At 66.8% G+C, this 15,358-nt stretch carries 18 protein-coding genes and 1 rRNA gene; 11 read left to right on the top strand and 8 right to left on the bottom strand.

Features of this window, described 5'->3' with window-relative positions; all coding sequences use genetic code 11:
- Nucleotides 1–22: 22 nt before the first annotated feature.
- The gene (locus tag ACTF4R_RS04855; RefSeq protein WP_440006704.1) at nt 23–1,390 is read left to right on the top strand and encodes an aryl-sulfate sulfotransferase; all 1,368 of its coding nucleotides are present in this window, start codon (nt 23–25) and stop codon (nt 1,388–1,390) included.
- 13 nt (nt 1,391–1,403) lie between these two features.
- On the opposite strand, the gene ACTF4R_RS04850 is transcribed toward ACTF4R_RS04855, so the two are convergent.
- Complete coding sequence (locus ACTF4R_RS04850; protein WP_440006702.1) at nt 1,404–2,234, bottom strand: proline dehydrogenase family protein; 831 nt, start codon at nt 2,232–2,234, stop codon at nt 1,404–1,406.
- Between the two features lie 268 nt (nt 2,235–2,502).
- Here ACTF4R_RS04850 and ACTF4R_RS04845 point away from each other — a divergent pair, with 268 nt between their 5' ends.
- Nucleotides 2,503–2,865, top strand: coding sequence for a hypothetical protein (locus tag ACTF4R_RS04845; RefSeq protein WP_440006700.1), 363 nt, complete (start codon nt 2,503–2,505; stop codon nt 2,863–2,865).
- Between the two features lie 34 nt (nt 2,866–2,899).
- A complete protein-coding gene (locus tag ACTF4R_RS04840) occupies nt 2,900–3,409 on the top strand; it encodes a twin-arginine translocation signal domain-containing protein (protein ID WP_440006698.1) in 510 nt (169 codons plus the stop codon).
- A 42-nt stretch (nt 3,410–3,451) separates the two neighbouring features.
- Here the strand turns inward: ACTF4R_RS04840 and ACTF4R_RS04835 are convergent, their stop codons facing one another.
- Together ACTF4R_RS04835 and ACTF4R_RS04830 are read right to left on the bottom strand one after the other, a co-directional pair.
- A complete protein-coding gene (locus ACTF4R_RS04835; RefSeq protein ID WP_440006697.1) occupies nt 3,452–3,976 on the bottom strand; it encodes a metal-dependent hydrolase in 525 nt (174 codons plus the stop codon).
- A gap of 73 nt (nt 3,977–4,049) precedes the next feature.
- Nucleotides 4,050–4,253, bottom strand: coding sequence for a hypothetical protein (locus ACTF4R_RS04830; protein ID WP_440006696.1), 204 nt, complete (start codon nt 4,251–4,253; stop codon nt 4,050–4,052).
- A gap of 115 nt (nt 4,254–4,368) precedes the next feature.
- On the opposite strand from ACTF4R_RS04830, the gene ACTF4R_RS04825 reads away from it, so the two are divergent.
- On the top strand, nt 4,369–4,914 hold the full coding sequence (locus ACTF4R_RS04825) for a CDP-2,3-bis-(O-geranylgeranyl)-sn-glycerol synthase (RefSeq protein WP_440006694.1): 546 nt from the start codon (nt 4,369–4,371) through the stop codon (nt 4,912–4,914).
- A 116-nt stretch (nt 4,915–5,030) separates the two neighbouring features.
- Nucleotides 5,031–5,441 (top strand): DUF8146 domain-containing protein, encoded by a 411-nt coding sequence (locus tag ACTF4R_RS04820; RefSeq protein WP_113274430.1) that lies wholly within the window; start codon nt 5,031–5,033, stop codon nt 5,439–5,441.
- 21 nt (nt 5,442–5,462) lie between these two features.
- Here ACTF4R_RS04820 and ACTF4R_RS04815 read toward each other — a convergent pair whose 3' ends face one another.
- The gene (locus tag ACTF4R_RS04815) at nt 5,463–5,918 is read right to left on the bottom strand and encodes a DUF5814 domain-containing protein (RefSeq protein ID WP_113274429.1); all 456 of its coding nucleotides are present in this window, start codon (nt 5,916–5,918) and stop codon (nt 5,463–5,465) included.
- 133 nt (nt 5,919–6,051) lie between these two features.
- Here ACTF4R_RS04815 and hisI point away from each other — a divergent pair, with 133 nt between their 5' ends.
- Together hisI and ACTF4R_RS04805 are read left to right on the top strand one after the other, a co-directional pair.
- Complete coding sequence (gene hisI, locus ACTF4R_RS04810; RefSeq protein ID WP_113274428.1) at nt 6,052–6,426, top strand: phosphoribosyl-AMP cyclohydrolase; 375 nt, start codon at nt 6,052–6,054, stop codon at nt 6,424–6,426.
- On the top strand, nt 6,419–7,534 hold the full coding sequence (locus ACTF4R_RS04805; RefSeq protein ID WP_440006692.1) for a DUF7118 family protein: 1,116 nt from the start codon (nt 6,419–6,421) through the stop codon (nt 7,532–7,534). The genes hisI and ACTF4R_RS04805 overlap by 8 nt, the downstream gene beginning before the upstream one ends.
- Before the next feature lie 5 nt (nt 7,535–7,539).
- Here ACTF4R_RS04805 and ACTF4R_RS04800 read toward each other — a convergent pair whose 3' ends face one another.
- On the bottom strand, nt 7,540–8,175 hold the full coding sequence (locus tag ACTF4R_RS04800) for a class I SAM-dependent methyltransferase (protein ID WP_440006690.1): 636 nt from the start codon (nt 8,173–8,175) through the stop codon (nt 7,540–7,542).
- A 320-nt stretch (nt 8,176–8,495) separates the two neighbouring features.
- Here ACTF4R_RS04800 and pheS point away from each other — a divergent pair, with 320 nt between their 5' ends.
- Nucleotides 8,496–10,004, top strand: a complete 1,509-nt coding sequence (gene pheS, locus ACTF4R_RS04795; RefSeq protein ID WP_440006688.1) for a phenylalanine--tRNA ligase subunit alpha — start codon at nt 8,496–8,498, stop codon at nt 10,002–10,004.
- Complete coding sequence (gene pheT / locus ACTF4R_RS04790) at nt 10,004–11,719, top strand: phenylalanine--tRNA ligase subunit beta (RefSeq protein WP_440006686.1); 1,716 nt, start codon at nt 10,004–10,006, stop codon at nt 11,717–11,719. The genes pheS and pheT overlap by 1 nt, the downstream gene beginning before the upstream one ends.
- Before the next feature lie 8 nt (nt 11,720–11,727).
- On the opposite strand, the gene ACTF4R_RS04785 is transcribed toward pheT, so the two are convergent.
- Genes ACTF4R_RS04785 through ACTF4R_RS04775 form a run of 3 tightly spaced genes read right to left on the bottom strand, consistent with a single transcriptional unit; the run spans nt 11,728 to nt 13,735 of the window.
- On the bottom strand, nt 11,728–12,408 hold the full coding sequence (locus ACTF4R_RS04785) for a haloacid dehalogenase type II (RefSeq protein ID WP_440006685.1): 681 nt from the start codon (nt 12,406–12,408) through the stop codon (nt 11,728–11,730).
- Nucleotides 12,409–12,432: 24 nt separating this feature from the next.
- On the bottom strand, nt 12,433–13,485 hold the full coding sequence (locus ACTF4R_RS04780; RefSeq protein WP_440006683.1) for a quinone-dependent dihydroorotate dehydrogenase: 1,053 nt from the start codon (nt 13,483–13,485) through the stop codon (nt 12,433–12,435).
- Between the two features lie 52 nt (nt 13,486–13,537).
- On the bottom strand, nt 13,538–13,735 hold the full coding sequence (locus ACTF4R_RS04775; protein ID WP_007982308.1) for a hypothetical protein: 198 nt from the start codon (nt 13,733–13,735) through the stop codon (nt 13,538–13,540).
- 248 nt (nt 13,736–13,983) lie between these two features.
- Between ACTF4R_RS04775 and ACTF4R_RS04770 the strand changes: the two genes are divergently transcribed.
- Together ACTF4R_RS04770 and ACTF4R_RS04765 are read left to right on the top strand one after the other, a co-directional pair.
- Complete coding sequence (locus ACTF4R_RS04770) at nt 13,984–14,292, top strand: non-histone chromosomal MC1 family protein (protein WP_113276055.1); 309 nt, start codon at nt 13,984–13,986, stop codon at nt 14,290–14,292.
- Between the two features lie 992 nt (nt 14,293–15,284).
- A 16S ribosomal RNA gene (locus ACTF4R_RS04765) occupies nt 15,285–15,358 on the top strand; the annotation flags it as partial.

The raw sequence follows: 15,358 nt of genomic DNA, 5'->3' as shown, positions 1-15,358 counted from the left end.
CCCCGCGACGAACCCGCCCTCGATGGACTCCCTCCCGCCGCGGCGATGGCTCGTTCGCGGTGCCGTCGCCCTGCTGGTCGTCTCCCTGTTCGCGCCGGCCGTCACCGCGGGCGTCGGCTACCTCACGACGACGAGCGACCCGACGAACCTCCGCGCGTCGGTCGAATCGCCCGCGAACGGTACGACGGTCGTCAGCATCCAGGGGTTCCACTTCAGGGGGTACGCCAACGACCGGAAGCCGGCCCGCCTCGTCGCCGTCGGCCCGGAGGGGACCGTACAGTGGGTCCACGACGGAACGGGGTTCAACGCCACGTGGTTCTACGACGTGGACCCGCTGGAGAACGGCAACCTGCTCGTCACCTCGACCGCGAAGGGGTCGACGCTCGTCTACGAACTCGACCCACAGACCGGCGAGCGCGTCTGGACCCAGCGGCTACCCATCCACGACACCCACGACGTCGACCTCATCAACGGCGACCAGTTGCTCGTCGCCAACATGCGCGTGCCGAACAAGGGGGACCGACTGTTCATCTACGATCTGGGCGACGACGAGGTGGTCTGGCGCTGGCAGTTCGACGAGCACTTCCCCACGTCGGGCGGCGGCGGCGCGGGCGACTGGACGCACGTCAACGACGTCGACAAGATCGGCGAGGGGCGCTACCTCGTCTCGCCGCGCAACTTCGACCAGGTCATCGTCGTCGACCGCTCGACGAAGGAGATAACGATGCGGCTCGGGAGCGACGACGACCACGACGTCCTCTACGAACAGCACAACCCGCAGTACCTCGAAAGCGAGTCCGGCGATCCGACGATACTCGTCGCGGACAGCGAGAACGACCGCGTCGTCGAGTACGCCCGCCGGAACGGCACCTGGACCCGAACCTGGACGCTCTCGGGCGGGCTGAACTGGCCGCGGGACGCCGACCGCCTGCCCAACGGCAACACGCTCGTCGTCGACACCATGTACCAGCGCGTCGTCGAGGTGACGCCGAAGGGCGAGGTGGTCTGGGAGTTCTACGCGCCGTGGGCGCCGTACGACGTCGAGCGGACGGCCTACGGCGACGAAGCCGGCGGCCCGACGATGGCCGACCTGAACGTCACGGGGAACTACAGCGTCCACGGGAGCGCCGGCATCGCGCCGACCGCAGAGAAACGCACCGTCTCGTTCTGGATGGTCGAGACCTTCTCGGGGACGCCGCTGGAGAACGCGGCCGACGAGTTCGCCCGTCGGTGGTCCCACGTCACGCCCTGGATTCGCCCCGTCTGGATGGGGAGCTGGGACTTCCTGTACGCGCTGGTCGGCCTCGGGGTCCTCGTCGGCTGGAGCGTCGGCGAACTCGTCTACCAGCGTGGCCGGATTCGGCGCACCGTCGGTCGGTACGTGCGCTGAGAGTCGGACCCGCCTACCCCGAGAGGACGGCCCGAGCCGCGAACAGCAGGTTCTCCTTGCGCTCCATGACCCGGCGGTAGAAGTACGACAGCCACTTGTCGCCGTAGGGGACGTACTGCCACACCTCGTACTCCTCGGCGAGTTCGTACTGGGCGTCCTCGCGCACGCCCATCAGCATCTGAATCTCGAAGTCGGTGCCGTGTTCCTCGTGGAGTTCCGTCGCGTGCTCTATCATCGCCGGGTCGTGGCTCCCGACCGCGATGCCGCCGTCGAACTCCTCGAACATGAACGCCAGGTCGTCCCTGTAGGCCTCGTTCACGCGCTCTTTGTCCCTGTACGCTATCTCCTCGGGTTCGTCGTACGCGCCCTTGACCAGTCGGACCTTGCCGGGGACGTCGGCGAGTCGTTCGAGGTCCTCCCGCGTTCGCTCGAGATTCGCCTGGACGCAGACGCCGACGCCGCCGTCGTGTTCGTGGGCGAGTCGCTCGTAGGTGTCGAGCGTCGCGTCCGTCGTCTCGTGGTCCTCCATGTCCATCCAGACGAACGTGTCGCCGGACGCGTCGACGATGCGCTCCATGTTCTCGCGGTAGACGTGCTTGCCCACGTCGAGGCCCACCTGCGACGGCTTCACCGAGACGCACGCGGAGACGTTCGACCGCTCGATGTCCTCCAGCAGTCGGACGTACGCCTCGGCGTCCTCGTCGGCCGGTCCCCGGTCGTCGTAGTGTTCGCCGAGCAGGTTCAGGATGGCGTTGACGTTCCGCTCGTTCAGCGAGCGAGCGTGGTCCAGCGCCGTCGCCGGCGACTCTCCGGCGACGAACTTGCTGGCGATCGGTGGTATCATGACCGGGGGTTTGCACCCCCGCGTCTTATTAGTGTATAGTCCGCCCGTCCGTAATCGGGACCTTGATTCGGTCGGTAATCGCCCGTTTTGCCGTCCCGCCGTCGCCGGGAATCACACCGTACGACGGTCACCTGTGAACCCACGTTCGGTCATAATCCAACTTACGGTCGAGTAAAGCTCCCTTCGTAGCGTGAACGGTCGGGGTCGTTATCCGGACTCCTCGGCTACTTGGGAGCGCAGTAACCGCCGACAATTACGGTGAGAAACGATGACAGTCAACGGTAATCAGATCGACCTCGACGCGGCGTCGCTACAGGACTCCGGACGTGGCGGTGAGGGGTACATGTTCAACAACCAGTTCCAGCCCGGCGCGCAGTTCGTGGTCGTCACGCCGTCTCTCGACTGGGCGCCCCAGGGCACCGGCGAAGGGCAACTGGGGACCGAGTTCAACACTCGAATCGTCCAGTACACTGGCGCGCGTAACCAGTTCGTCTTCCTGTTCCCGTACGGCGACGCAGAGGTCCAGGAGGGCCAGCGGTACACGCTCGGCGGCGACTGGGAGGACATCCAGGAGCAGGCCGACGACGGAGACCAGGTGACCTTCGTCAACGTCACGTTCAATCCGGTGTAGCGACGCGCGAAAATCCATTCGACGACAGAGAACCATGACAGAACACACGCTAGCACGACTCCTCGGCGAACCGTCCCGTCGATCGTTCCTGAAGACGAGCGCACTCGCCTCCGGCGGAGCGGCCCTCGGCCTCTCCGGCGTCGGCGGGGCCCAGGATGGCGATACCCGTCGCGCAGTGATACTCAACCGGCAGTTCTCCGGCGGTGCGAGGTTCTCCATCGCGTCCGACTCGCTCGGGTGGGCACCCATCGAGAACGACGCCCAGGGCAACGAGTACAACACGCGAGTCATCAACTACCAGTTCTCGCCGGGTGCGTACGCGATGCTGTTCCTCCCGTCGGGCGTCGACGTCCAGGAGGGACAGACCTACGAGTTCCAGACCGGTCTCGGGGACTTCAACTTCGATGGGAACGCCGTCGACGACGACATCGTGTTCGACGATCCGGGAGAGATCGGACTCGTCGGCGTGCAGTTCACTCCCGTTGAGGGCGGAGCGACGACCCAGGCCGGCAACCAGACCGCCGGTAATCAGACCGACGGCTGACTCGGCCGCCGGTTTGCCGCGGCGCGCCCGTTTTTCCAGCGGTCAGGACTCGGCTCCGTCGCCCGTCAGTCGGTAGACGAGAACGTGAACACCGAGTCCCACGACCAGAAGCGCCAGGTTCCGGGCCGGTGCGCCGAGTGGAATCGTCTCGACGGTAATCTTCCGCTCGAACAGGGGCCAGAACGGACTCACGGGTTGCGTTCCGGGGAGGACGACGAGAACGTCGGCGGTGACGTGGCTCAGGACCCCGAGGAACGCGCCGGCGGCCGCCCACTCGAACGCGTTCCTCGCCGTGAGCCGGGAGGACCGTACCGGTCCTGCGAACCGGACGTAGGTGACGAGGAGGCCGGTGGCGAGCAGGCCGACGACGACGCCGCTCGCGACGCCGAAGAGGAGCGTGTGCGTCACCCCGTGGTGCCGGACCCCCGGAACGTGCTTGTCGACGTCGGGAAGCACCGCCGTCAGTAGCACGAACGCCGAGAACACGGTCCCGGCTCTGCGACCGAGGACGAACGCCGCCGGCGCGGAGACGAGCAGCGCGACGCCGTAGTGACCGGTCGGGTACATGGCGACCGTCGGTACCGCGACGAGCGGCGTACGCCGCGGACGTTGTTAACGTTTCCGCGGGCGCCCGACCGCGCTACGGCCGACGCAGCAGGTCGAGGCGGTCCAGCCCCCACAGCGTCAGCGCGACTCCTGCGACGGTCCCGGCGACGAGGACGACCACGGTCGTCCTCCGGCCCGGCAACGGTCCCCGGAACGGGTCGAAGACGAGTTGCCAGAGGCAGTAGGAGACGAGCGTCGTCCCGCCGAGCACGGCGAGCGGAGTGAGCGAGGGATGCACTGTCCGGCCGACGTACGGGACGAAGCACCAAAAGAGGGCCAGCGTCGGTCGCGTCCTCCGACCCCGTCGACGCGAACCTCCGATTCTTAAGACGCGTCCGCCCGCCTACCCCAACATGGACGTGCTCGAAGTCGTGGTCGTCGCGTTCTGGGCGATGCTGCCCGCGTACGTGCCGAACAACGCCGCCGTCCTGGCGGGCGGCGGCCCGCCCATCGACGGCGGGCGCACGTGGCGCGGGCGTCGCCTCCTCGGCGACGGGAAGACGTGGCGCGGTACCGCGGGCGGAATCGCGGCGGGCGCGCTGCTCGCGCTCGCGCTGAACGCCGTCCGCCCGTCGGTCGCCGACGCCATCGGCGTCGCGCTCCCCGAGTTCCCGCTCGCCGTCGTCGTCGCGATGCCCGCGGGAGCGATGGCCGGCGACATCCTCGCGTCGTTCGTCAAGCGCCGGACGGGCCGCCAGCGCGGGGCTGCCTTTCCGGGGCTCGACCAGCTGGACTTCGTCGCGCTGGCGCTGCTGTTCTCGCTGGTCGTCGCGCCCGCCTGGACGGTCGAGACGTTCTGGCCCTCCGTCCTGGCGGTCGTCGTCGTCGTGACGCCGCTCCTCCACGTCTCGACGAACGCCGGAGCCTACGCCCTCGGTCTGAAAGACGAGCCGTGGTAGAAGACGCCGGCGGACGACCGTGACCGACCGCCGGGCCGCGAGCGTGGGCCCGGTCGGAGTCGTGGGAACGTCTGACGAACCATTAAGTGGTGTCGAGCTAGATACATCCGTCAACGATGGGCAACAAGAACAAGACGATCTCCTTCCGGGTGAACGAGGACTCGTTCGAGACCCTGCGGGAGATCGCCGAGAAACGCGACATCTCGTTGTCCGCGGTGTTCCGCGACTACGTCGACATGCTCGTCGCCCACGACGGAAAGGTCCGCGTGGTGCCGGAGAACCAGGTCGAGGAGGGCGAGGACGACGAGTCGTTCCCGCCGAAGGTCGAGGTCCCGAAGAGCTTCGTCCGCGAACACGAGCGCCTGGAACTGGAGGCCGAACACCTCCGCGAGCAGCTACAGGAGCACAAGGAGTACGTTCGCCACCTCCAGGAGCAGGTCGACGGCGACGCCGGAGACGAGGAGGTCGTCAACCTCGAAGAACTGGACGACGAACTCGACACCGAGGAGACCTACCGGCTGGGGTAGTCGTCCGTCGAAGCGTCGCTTCTAGCCGGACAGCGACTCCTTCTTCTGCCGGGCGCGCCGTTCCATCTCGTCGTCGCCCTCGACGTCGGCGAGTTCCTCGACCGCTTCGAGGGTCCGGACCGACTGGTCGAGGAAGGAGAGGACGTCACCGGAGTAGGCGTACACCATGTAGTCGTCGCTCATCACGTCGACGATGGCGTCCGGGCCGAGGCCCTGCTCGCGCAGTTCGAGCAGGTAGCGCATGAACTTTCGCTCCGGACAGCCGCAGTAGGGGTTGGTGTCACAGCCGCAGTCGAGGAAGTCCTCGGTGAAGTCGAGCACGCGCTCGCGAGTCGCCTCGTCGAGCTTCTCGAGGCCGTCGCCTTGGAAGAGCAGGTCCAGGGTCGCGCCCTTGAACGCCCCCTTCGGGATGTTCGTCTCCAGCTGGGAGGAGAGCTGGCGATGGTTCTTGACGTATATCTTGTCCGTGATGGCCACGCTTGCCCGAATCTACTCGACTGGTCCGGATAAGCGTGTCGTCGGTGCTGCGATTCGCCCGTTCGTCTCGGCGGGCCGAACGGTCCGTCGGGAGACACACAAAACATATCCACGCGAACGCCAACCACCAACCATGAGCGACACGTCCGGAGTGGACCTCGCGTTCGACGAGAACGACTTGCTGCCCGCGGTCGCCCAGAGCGCCGAGTCGGGCGAGGTTCTGATGCTGGCCTACGTCACCCCCGAAGCGGTCGAGCGGACGCGCGAGACCGGGTTCGCACACTACTACTCGCGGAGCCGCGACGAACTCTGGCGGAAGGGCGCGACGAGCGGGCACGTCCAGCGCGTCGAGGAGGTCCGGGTGGACTGCGACGGCGACGCCCTCCTCTACCGGGTCGACCAGGAGGGCGGCGCGTGCCACACCGGCTTCGAATCCTGCTTCTACCGCACGCTAGACGGCGAGACGGTCGGCGAGCGAGCGTTCGACCCCGACGAAGTGTATGACTGACCCCATCGAGCGACTCCGGACCGCCGACGAGGACTGCCGAGAGGCCGAGTCCGCCGTCGCGGAGTACGGCCAGGCGACCGTCGAGCGCGTCGCCGACGCCCACGAGCGCGCGACCGACCTGCTGGACCGCTACGAGGGTCGCGCGACGGGGACGGGCGACTTCGAGGCGTTCGTGACGTTCCAGGGCGAGTTCGCCGACCTCGTCGAGGCCCTCCCCGAGGACCTCCCGGAGCGCGAGGCCTTCGAGCGCGCCGAGGAGATAGTCGACCGTCGGCGCATCGCCGAGCGCCACTTCGAGCAGGCCCGGGAGGAACTCGCCGCCGCGGGCGAGGTCGCCGCGCTGCTGGACGAGCGCCGGGCCACCCGCGAGCGCTACCGCGACGCCCGGCGCGCGGTCACCCGGCGGAAGGTCGAACTGGACGACCGTATCGCCGACCTCGAACGCGTCCGCGAACTCGGGGACGCCGACCTCTCCGCGCCCGTCGAGCGACTCCGGGAACCCATCGCGGCGTACGACGACGCGGTCGCGACGGCGTTCGCCGAGTTCAAGCGCGAGACGCCCGCCCGCGACGTGGTCGCCTTCCTCGCCGCGACGGAGAACTACCCCCTCGTTTCCTTCCGGTCGCCGCCCGAGGACCTGCGCGAGTACGTCCTCGACGCCGACGCGGGCACCGAGACCATCCCGGACCTGCTGGAGTACGCCCGCTACTCGCGGTCGAAACTCGCCCACTACGTCGACGACCCCGCCGAACTCAAGCGCTGCGTTGGGACCAACGAGACGTACCTCGACCGCCTCGACGCCGAACCGCTGGCGGTCGGCTGGCCGCCCGCGTCCGCGACGGAACTGCAGTGGTGGTGCGAGGAGGCCGTCCGGGTCGTCGACCGGTTCGCGCCGCCCGACGTCGTCGAGCGACTGCACGACGTGGCGGCGCTGGCCCGCGACGAGGCGGAGTTCGAACGCCTGCGCGCCGCCGCCCGAGCGCGCGAGGAACTCACCGACGAGGAGCGACGACGTCTCGAACGCGGCGAAATCGCGGCGGAACTGGAGCGCACGAGGGAGGAGCGCGACAGCCTGACGTCGGCGCTCGAGGAGTATCCCGACCGCTGAAGAGACTACTTCTCGACGACGACGCAGGGCCGGGCGCGGTCGGCGAACTCGCGGTCCTCGGCGTCGACCAGCTTCCAGTAGCTCCGCGGCCGACCGCCGGTCGCCGCCCGAATCGCCTCATAGGAGAGCAGGTTCTCGCCCTCCAGTACGAGTTCGAACGCCTCGCGCTTGCGGCCCTCGAACTCCCGGTCGAACCGCGCCCGGCTGTAGCGGTTCGGGTAGTTCAGGACGAGGTGGCCGCCCTCGCGCACGCGGTCGTACAGTTCCGCGACAGCGCGCTCGGCGTCGGCGACGAAGTAGAGCGTGGCGACGCAGTACACCACGTCGAACCGGAGGTCGACGTCGAGGGCCGGCAGGGAGTCCACGGCGAAGTCGAGGTTCTCCAGACCCCGCTCGGCGGCACGCTCGCGGTTGTCGGCGACGACGGTCGGCGAGAGGTCGAGGCCGACGAACTCCGCGTCGGGATAGCGGTCGGCGAGCGCGAACGGACAGACAGCGGGGCCACAGCCGACCGACGCGAAGTCGTCGGGGACGCCGACCGTCTCGAAGAAGCGTTCGGCGAGGTCGACCATCGCCTCGCCGCCGAGGTAGGCGCAGCGGTCGTAGTCGGCCTCCTCGTAGAACCGCTCCCAGTCCATCATGGCCGGGCGTTGGACGGCGGGGGCCGAAGTCGCTTCGGTCCCCTCCGGAACGCTTTTGTCTGTGCCTTGCTATCATCCGAACATGCCATCCGAATCCCGGCACGGTGGTATCGACCGAGAGACTCGTCCAGCCGCGGGATTCGGGTTTTTCTTCGCCGCCTGAGCGAGCGGTGGACCGTCCGGCGACGGCGGCGGTCGGGGGACTCCCGACGCCGGGCACGAAACCGCTCGCGACGCCTTCGAAGCGACCGTCGACCGGTCCGCCTTCAGAAGGGCTAAAACGGCGGACAGGGACTAACAAACAGAGACTACACCGAGAGATGAAGCTACCAGAATCACAGGCCGCGGTGCTGGAAGCCGCGAGCGCGACTGAGGAACGAACGGTCGACCAACTGGCCGAGGCGACGGGCCTCCAACCGGAGACGGTGACGGGGGCGGTCTTCGAACTCGAATCGGACGGACTGGTCGACGTGGACGAACGCACCGAGACGTCGGTCTCGCTCACCGACGAGGGCGAGGAGTACGCCGAGGACGGCCTGCCGGAGGTCCGCCTCTACGGCGCGGCGCTGGACGCGGATGCGGACGACTCGTCGGTCTCGATGGGCGAGGTCATCGGACGGTCGGACCTCGACGGCCCGCAGGTGGACATCGCCCTCTCGAACTACGCCCGGAAGGGGTACGGCAGCATCGAGAGCGGCGAGATAACCGCCGACGCCGACGCGGACCCGAAAACCGACGCCGAGGCGAACGCCCTGGCAGCGCTCGTCGCCGGCGAGTCCGTCGAGGACGAGGACGCGCTCGACGGACTCGAACGCCGGGGACTGGTGGAGCGCTCCGAGTCCGCGGTCCGTTCGGTGACGCTGACCGACGATGGCGTCACGGCGATGATGGAAGGGGTCGAGGCGGCCGAGACCGTCGGCCAGTTGACCCCCGAGATGCTCACCTCGGGCGAGTGGCGCGACGTCGAGTTCGCCGAGTACAACGTCGAGGCCGACGCCGAGCGCGTCGACGGCGGCAAGGTCCACATCCTCCGCCAGACGGCGAACCGCGTGAAGGACGTGCTCGTCGGCATGGGCTTCCGGGAGATGGAGGGGCCGCACGCCGACGCCGACTTCTGGATAAACGACTGCCTGTTCATGCCCCAGGACCACCCGGCGCGCACCCACTGGGACCGGTTCGCCCTCTCGAACCCGACCGACATCGACGACCTGCCGGACGACCTCGTCGAGCGCGTCGAGCGCGCCCACCGCGAGGGCGTCGGCGAGGACGGCGAGGGCTACCACTCGCCGTGGAGCGAGGAGTTCGCCGAGGCCATCGCGCTCCGGGGCCACACCACGTCGCTGTCGATGCGCTATCTCTCCGGGTACGCGCAGGGGGACCTCGAACCGCCTCAGCGCTTCTTCAGCGTCGAGAAGGTGTACCGCAACGACACGCTCGACCCGACCCACCTGCTGGAGTTCTTCCAGATAGAGGGCTGGGTGATGGCCGAGGACCTCTCCGTGCGCGACCTGATGGGGACGTTCGAGGAGTTCTACGAGCAGTTCGGCATCACCGACCTGCAGTACAAGCCCCACTACAACCCCTACACGGAGCCCAGCTTCGAACTGTTCGGCACCCACCCGGAGACCGGAGAACTCATCGAGGTGGGCAACAGCGGGATGTTCCGCCCGGAGGTCTTAGAGCCGCTGGGCGTCGACTGCGACGTGATGGCCTGGGGCCTCTCGCTGGAACGACTGCTCATGCTGATGTACGGTTTCGAGGACATCCGCGACGTCCACGGGACGCTGTGTGACCTCGAACTGCTGCGGGACACGGAGGTGCTACACTGATGCCAGTCGTCGACGTCGACCCCGACGAGCTACGTACGCTGACCGGCCACGGCGAGAAGGACGACGAAGAACTCAAAGACGACCTGTTCGCGCTCGGCCTGGAGTACGAGGGCGAGACGGAGGACGGGGAGATGCAACTGGAGTTCGCCCCGGACCGCCTCGATCGTCTCTCCGTCGAGGGCGTCGCGCGCTCGCTGCGCTACCAGTACGGCGACGACCGGGGCGTCTACGTCCCCGAGACCAACGACGGCGACTGGACCATCCAGGTCGAGGACGTCCCCGACGAGCGCCCGTACGTCACCGGCGCGGTCGTCCGCGGCGTCGACCTGGACGAGGCCGCGCTCGACTCGCTCATCCAGTTGCAGGAGAAGCTCCACGCCACGATGGGCCGCAAGCGCGCCAAGGGCGCCATCGGCATCCACGACCTGACGATGCTGAAAGGGCAGACGGCGACCGACGACGACGTCGGGAACTCCATCACCTACCGCGGCATCGACCCCGACGGCGACCGGTTCGTCCCGCTCGACTCGGACGCGGAGATGACGCCCGCCGAGGTCCTGCGCTCGCACCCGACCGGCGAGACGTACGCGCCGCTGGTCGAGGAGCACGACCGGTATCCCGCCATCTACGACGACATCGGGCTGTTCTCGTTCCCGCCGGTCATCAACGGCCGCCGGACCGAGGTGTCCACCGAGTCCCGCAACCTGTTCGTCGAACTCACGGGCACCGACCAGTGGACCATCGACCACATGTGCACCATCATCTGCTACGCGCTCGACGCCCGCGGGGCGACCGTCGAGTCGGTCGAGGTCGACTATCCGGACCGCACCCTGGTCCGGCCCGACCTCCGGGTCCGGTCGAAGACGGTCACCCACGACGCGGTCGAGCGGACGCTGGGAATCGACCTCGGTCCCGACGAGGTCGTCGACCTGCTCGAACGCTCCGGCCTCGACGGCGAGACGGCCGAGAGCGCGGACGGCGACCTCGTCTACGACGTCGAGATTCCGCCCTACCGCGTCGACGTGCTCCACCCCGTCGACGTCGTCGACGACGTGGGGCGGGCGTACGGGTTCAACGACCTCTCGCCGCGCTACCCCGACGTGGGGACCGTCGGCGGCCGCCACGAGCGTTCGAACCTCGAGGACGCCGCCCGCGAGGTGCTCGTCGGACTGGGCTTCGAGGACATGCTGAACTTCCACATGATAAGCGAGGCGGACAACTTCGAGCGCATGAACGTCTCGCCCGGGGACGACGTGCTCGGGGCCGACGAGCCGGCGACCATCAAGAACCCCTACAGCGAGGACTACACGATGCTCCGCACGTGGGCGCTTCCGTCCCTTCTGGTCGTCCTGGAGAACAACACGCACCGCTCGTACCCCCAGGACCTCGCCGAGATCGGACTGGCGGCCCACGTCGACGAGAGCGAGAACACCGGCGTCGCCGAGCACCGCACCGTGGCCGGCGTGCTCGCGCGCCACGACGCCTCCTACGAGGACGCGAAGGCGCGCCTGCAGGCCGTCGCGCGCAACTTCGACGTCGAACTGGCGACGCCGGCCACCGACCATCCCAGCTTCATCGACGGTCGCGCCGCGGAAGTGGTCCTGGACGGCCGGTCGGTCGGCGTCGTCGGCGAGATTCATCCGGCAGTGCTCGTGGACCACGACCTGGAACTGCCGGTGGCGGCGTTCGAGTTCCGGCTGGACGCGCTGGAGTAACGTGAACCTCAGTTCGTCAGTTTCTCCGCGGCCGCCTCGATGTCCGCGACCGTCGCGTCCGGTTCGCCGTCGAACGGTTCCGGCGGGCTGTCGTCGCGGTTCACCCAGACGGTCCTCATTCCGGCGTGGTCGGCGCCCATCACGTCGAACTGCCCGCCAGCGACGTGCGCTATCCGGTCGATGGGCGTCCCCGTTCGTCCGGCGGCGTGGCGATAGAGGTCGGCGGCCGGCTTGAACTGCCGAATCTCGTCCGCGCTGATGGTGTCCTCGACCAGGTCCTCGATATCCGCGTGGTCGACCAGCGAATCGAGCATCTCCGGGTTGCCGTTCGAGAGAACGTAGAGGTCGTAGCCCGCCTCGTGGAGGCGCTCCATTCCGGGGCGAACGTCGTCGAAGACGTCGAGTTCGTGGTACACCGAGAGAATCTCGTCGCGCTCGTCCGCCGAGAGGTCGACGCCGTGCGAGTCGAGCGCGTACTGCAGGGCGTGGCGGTTCAGCTCGTAGAACGGTTCGTAGGCGTCTATCTGCCCGGCGAGGAAGGAGTATTCGAGCGACCGGGTGCGCCAGAGCCGCGAGACGGACTCCGGCGTCTCGACGTAGTCGGCGAGCGCACGCTCGGCGTCGTCCACGTCGACGAGCGTGCCGTACGAATCGAAGGTGACGGTCGTGACCTCGTCCGGGTCGAACATACCGGCGGTAGACGCCCGAGTCCCTTAGAGGTCCTCGCCGATGGCGTCCTCGACCGAGTCGAAGCCGTCGCGCTCCAGCAGTTCCAGCAGTCCCGCGTTGACGTCGCGCGCGATGGACGGGCCGCGATAGACCAGTCCGGTGTACAGTTGAACTACGTGCGCGCCCGCGCGTAGCTTCCGATAGGCGTCCTCGGCGGTGAACACGCCGCCGACGCCGACGACGGGGACGTCGACGCGCTCGGCGACGAACCGGACCATCTCCGTCGCCCGGGATTCGAGCGGACGTCCGGAGAGCCCGCCCTCCTCGTCGCGGTGCTCGCTGTGGAGGTTCCGGCGCTCGGTGGTAGTGTTCGTGGCGATGACGCCGTCGAGGCCGAGTTCTCCCACGAGATCCAGCGCGTCTTCGACCGCGGGATCGGGAAGGTCGGGCGAGAGCTTGACGAGCAGCGGACTCGCGCCGGCGTCCTGTAGCGTCGTCAGGATGCGTTCGAGGTTCTCCCTGTTCTGGAGTTCCCGGAGCCCCGGCGTGTTCGGACTGGAGACGTTGACGACGAAGTAGTCCGCGTGTGCGGCCACGCGCTCGTACGTGTAGCGGTAGTCCTCCTCGGCGCTCTCCAGTGGGGCCGACTTCGACTTGCCGATGTTCACGCCGACCGGCACCTCCGGGAGCGACTGGCTCGCCATGCGCGCGCCGATGCGGTCCGCACCGTGGTTGTTGAACCCCATCCGGTTGACGATGGCGTCGTCCTCCCGCAAGCGGAACATCCGCGGACGAGGGTTCCCCTCCTGGGCCTCGGCGGTCACGCCGCCGACCTCGACGTGACCGAAGCCGAGGCTGGCCAGCGCCGAGGGAATCTGTGCGTTCTTGTCGAACCCGGCGGCGACGCCGACGGGGTTCGGGAACGACTGACCGAACGCCTCGATCTCGAGTCGCGGGTCGGCCACTCGATACCGCGACGCGAGCAGTCGCTCGACCGGCGTTCCCTGGACTCCCCGGAGCAGCGCGTGGACGGTTCCGTGGGCGGTTTCGGCCGGTAGCCGGAACAACAGTGGTTTGACGGCGTCGTATCCGTTCATGAATCTCGTAGGTGAAACGACGGACATCTCGCGTGGACCTTCCACGACGAGTTCAGAATTCGTGCTCGACCTCGTCCTTGTCGGCCTTCTGGATGATGATCTTGTCTTCCCGGACGCGGACGAACACCTCGTCGCCGATCTCCATGCCGGCGACGGCCAGTTCGTCCTCGTGGAGGTTCACGTGGACGTTGTGGTATTCGCCGTCTTCGTCTTTCGCGCCACTCGGGCTGAGCTTCTTTTTCCGTACCATCGAGGTATCGTATGCAGTGGTTCGCTACAGCATGTACTTAAGTGTTTTCTACCATACTGTTCTCCGCTGGCGTCCCTCTGTCACGCGTACGGTTCCGAACCACTTACTTTGTCTGGCTTTTCGGCCGCCAACGCAGTATTGTATCCGAGCGGCTCATCAAATATTATAAACCTATCGAACGAAACCGCTCATATCAGCGATATATTTATAACGGCCCCTGTGCTGGGTTGGCATGGAGGAGAAAAACCATGGTACGTGACGATGGTAAGCGAAATTTCGCACTCCGCGAAACCGACGGTACCGAATCAAGTGTCTTCTCGGGTAACACTCCCCGACAAGCAGCACTGAAAGCAGCGCGTCGTCTCGAACCAGCGAGTTCGGAGGACGCAGCCGACCGAATCGAACTCCGCTTGCGAGAGAAAGGAACCGACAAAGTCCACATCTACGAGGGTTGGGCCTGGGAAGAAGAGGCACCCTCGGACAAGCCGGACTGGATGCCCGACGAGATCACGGAGGCGAACGTCGCCAAGCAAGGTATCGAACACCTGGAGGAATGACGAACCGCGCTCGTCTGTCCGAGTCGAGCCTTCACTGACTTCTCTTCGTGTAGACACACCGAACAGTCAGCTAGCGTTTTTTAGAGCTCCCTGCATACGTACCCGTTGCGCGGGGCACATCCGACCGCACCGAACGCACGACGCGTGGGATGATCGGTTCGGCCTCCACCCGCGCACTAACATCGTTCTACGATCTCCCCATCGTGACTGGACGAGGACTCCGGAGGTCCGACTCCGCCAGCACACGTCGACACCAAACACCGCTTCGATCACCGTGTACGACGGGGTCGTTCTCGACGAGCTCTCGCCAGCGGGTGGGTCGACGGTGTTAGTCAATACGTCCCGAAGCGAGTCTCGTTCGACGAGGTTAAATGTATCCCTGCCATTCGTACAGATGCGAACGCCGCCCGGTGGTTTTCCCCGCCGGGTGGCCGCCCGATTCCGGAGCCTTTAAATGGCGCTCGGCGGGCGGAAGCACACCGTTCCGGTGCCCTCGACCGCACGGCGCAACCGAACTGTCATCATCGTCCGAAACCGTCGGACGGCGATACGTTCGATTCGACGCCCTTAAGTACAACAGGGTACTCGGAATGGATGGAAACGCGCCTTCGACGGTTCCGTCGAAGGCGAGCGGAATCCGACGCCCTTAAGTAAACTGGGGGCGTTGGATAAGGACGCGAAGAAAGACTCGACGCGATTCGCGGAACGTTCAATTCGTTCCGCAATCCCGGGCCGATCAGGTGGGGGTTGCCCACCTGTTGGAGGCGCTTCGAAGGGTTTAATACCCTTCCTCGTCTCTACTCAAGTCCGGAGGAAATGAGGATTCCACCCCTGCGGTCCGCCGTACACGATGGAATCTGATGTTAGCCTTGGCAGTTCGGTGACACCCGACCAGCAGCTTGGTCTGGGGTCGTCGAACTGACGGACCACATAGCACATGCATTACGCATAGTGTCTCCGCCAGACCCACCGAGCCTTTGTGCTCGGAAACCATTCCGGTTGATCCTGCCGGAGGCCATTGCTATCGGAGTTCGATTTAGCCATGCTAGTCGCACGAGTTCACACT

This window comes from Halomicrococcus pelagicus (genome assembly GCF_051917725.1).
Taxonomy (GTDB): domain Archaea; phylum Halobacteriota; class Halobacteria; order Halobacteriales; family Haladaptataceae; genus Halomicrococcus.
Note: the sequence above shows the minus strand (reverse complement) of the source record. Positions and strands in the feature narration are given on the sequence as shown.